Annotated in this window: 2 protein-coding genes; both read left to right on the forward strand. The window is 74.2% G+C overall.

The window, feature by feature from the left end; translation table 11 throughout:
* Nucleotides 1-319: M28 family peptidase (locus VFZ20_RS28060; protein WP_329687276.1), on the forward strand; the 319-nt coding region annotated here is incomplete at its 5' end.
* A gap of 154 nt (nt 320-473) precedes the next feature.
* On the forward strand, nt 474-1955 hold the full coding sequence (locus tag VFZ20_RS28065) for a PAS domain-containing sensor histidine kinase (protein WP_329687277.1): 1482 nt from the start codon (nt 474-476) through the stop codon (nt 1953-1955).
* Nucleotides 1956-2011: the final 56 nt, after the last annotated feature.

A 2011-nucleotide genomic window follows, 5' to 3' on the forward strand; every position in this document is an offset into this window, starting at 1 on the left:
GACCATCAACCCCGATCCACACCCGGAGCAGGGGATGTTCTACCGGCAGGACCACTTTCCCCTGGCGCGCTCCGGGGTGCCCGCGCTGGCGCTGGACCACGGCCTCCAGTTCGAGGGGCGGCCGGAGGGATGGGGGCAGGCGTGGTACGAGGAGTTCGTCACCCGGCACTACCATCAGCCGTCGGATTCCTACGCGGAGGGATGGGACTACGCCGGCGCCGTGCAGCAGGGCCGCGTGATGCTGCGGACGGCCCTGGCAGCCGCGTCCGCGCCGGAGATTGCCGCGTGGAATCCCGGGGCCGGCTTTGCCCGCCGCTAGGGACCGGGCCCCCGGGACCGCCCCCATGGCGCCGCGCCCGGGAACATTTGCGGGCGGGGCCGGGTTTGACCCCGGTGGCGCGGGCGGCACGCAGCGTGCGGCGGCCCGGCCCCTTTCCGCCGCACCGGCGCGGCGCGACACCCTGGAGCCCGATGTGAGCGTGGTGCCTGCCCCCGCGGTGGAGGTGCCCCGCCATGCCGCCCTGGAGGCCCTGGCCGACGGGTTCTGCATGGCGGACGCCGACTACCGCGTCACCTACTGGAACGCCGCCGCGGAGCGCCTGTTCGGCGTGGCCCGCGACGACGCGGCCGGCCGTGTGCTGTGGGACGTGCTCCCCGGCGCGGCCGACCCGCGCGTGCGCGAGCGCATCGCGCGGGTGGCGGAGCAGGGCACCGTCCTGCAGCTCACGGTGCTGAACGACCGCGAGCTGTTCGTGCGCCACCTTTCCGTCCACGTCTCGGCGCTGGACGGCGGGGTGGCGCTCCACGTTCGCGACGCCACGGCCGAGCAGCGCGTGGCGGACCAGTACGACCAGCTGCTGGAGAGCATCCGCGACGGCTTCATCGCCGTGGACCGCGAGTGGAAGATCGTCTACGTCAACCGCAGCGCCGAGGTGCTGGTCTCGCTGCGCCGCGACCGCGCCGTGGGCGTGGAGCTGTGGGAGATCTTTCCCGCCGAGCCGGCCTACCTGGGCGAGGCCATCCGCGCCACCATGCGCGACCGCGAGCCGCGCCACCTGGACGCGCTGTACCCCGTGGGCCGCGTGTTCCGGGGGCGCTGCTTCGACGTGAACATCCACCCGCTGCCCGACGGCGGCGTGTCGATGCTCTTCGAAGACGTCACGGAGCGCATTGCCCGCGAGGTGGAGCTGGCGCGCCTGGCCGCCGAGGCGGAGGAGGCCAGCCGGGCCAAGAGCCGCTTCTTCGCCGCCGTGAGCCACGAGCTGCGCACGCCGCTGAACGCCATCGTGGGCTACACGCACCTGCTGGCCACGCACACGTACGGCGACGTGCCCGCCGGTGCCGCGCGGGCCAGCGAGCGCGCCAGCGTGTGCGCCGAGCACCTGGCCCGCCTGGTGGACGACGTGCTGCTGCTCACCACGCTGGAGATCGACCGGCTGCCCGTCTTTCGCTCGCGCGTGGAGCTGAGCGCCTTTCTGCCCGGGATGCTGCCGCACCTGCTGCAGCAGCTGGAGGCCAAGTGCCTGGCGTTCGCGCTGGAGGTGCCGGATGAATTGCCGGCGCTGGAGACGGACCCGGAGCGGCTGCGGCAGATCGTGACGGCGCTGCTGGGCAACGCCATCAAGTTCACGTCGCGCGGCGGCGTGCGTCTCCACGCCCGCGCGACCGATGAGGGGCGGTGGATGGAGGTCGCCGTGGCGGACACGGGCCCCGGCGTGCCGGAGGGCGACCGCGAGCGCGTCTTTGCCCCGTTCGAGCAGCTGGGCGAGGAGTCGCGGACGGATTCGCTCAACCGCGGCACGGGGCTGGGCCTGAGCATCGCGCGGCAGCTGGCCCGCCGGCTGGGCGGCGACATCGCGGTGCGCGACCCCGTCCGCGAGGGCGCGGAGCCGGAGTCCGGGACGAACGGGACCGGCGCCGGCGCGGAGTTCGTGCTGCGGCTACCGCTGGGGTAGGGAAGAACACGGATCGTGCTGGGCGGCGGGTGTCTGCCGGTCCGCCGAGGGCCCCC

Origin of the sequence: Longimicrobium sp. (assembly GCF_036280135.1) — a bacterium.
Taxonomy (GTDB): Bacteria; Gemmatimonadota; Gemmatimonadetes; order Longimicrobiales; family Longimicrobiaceae; genus Longimicrobium.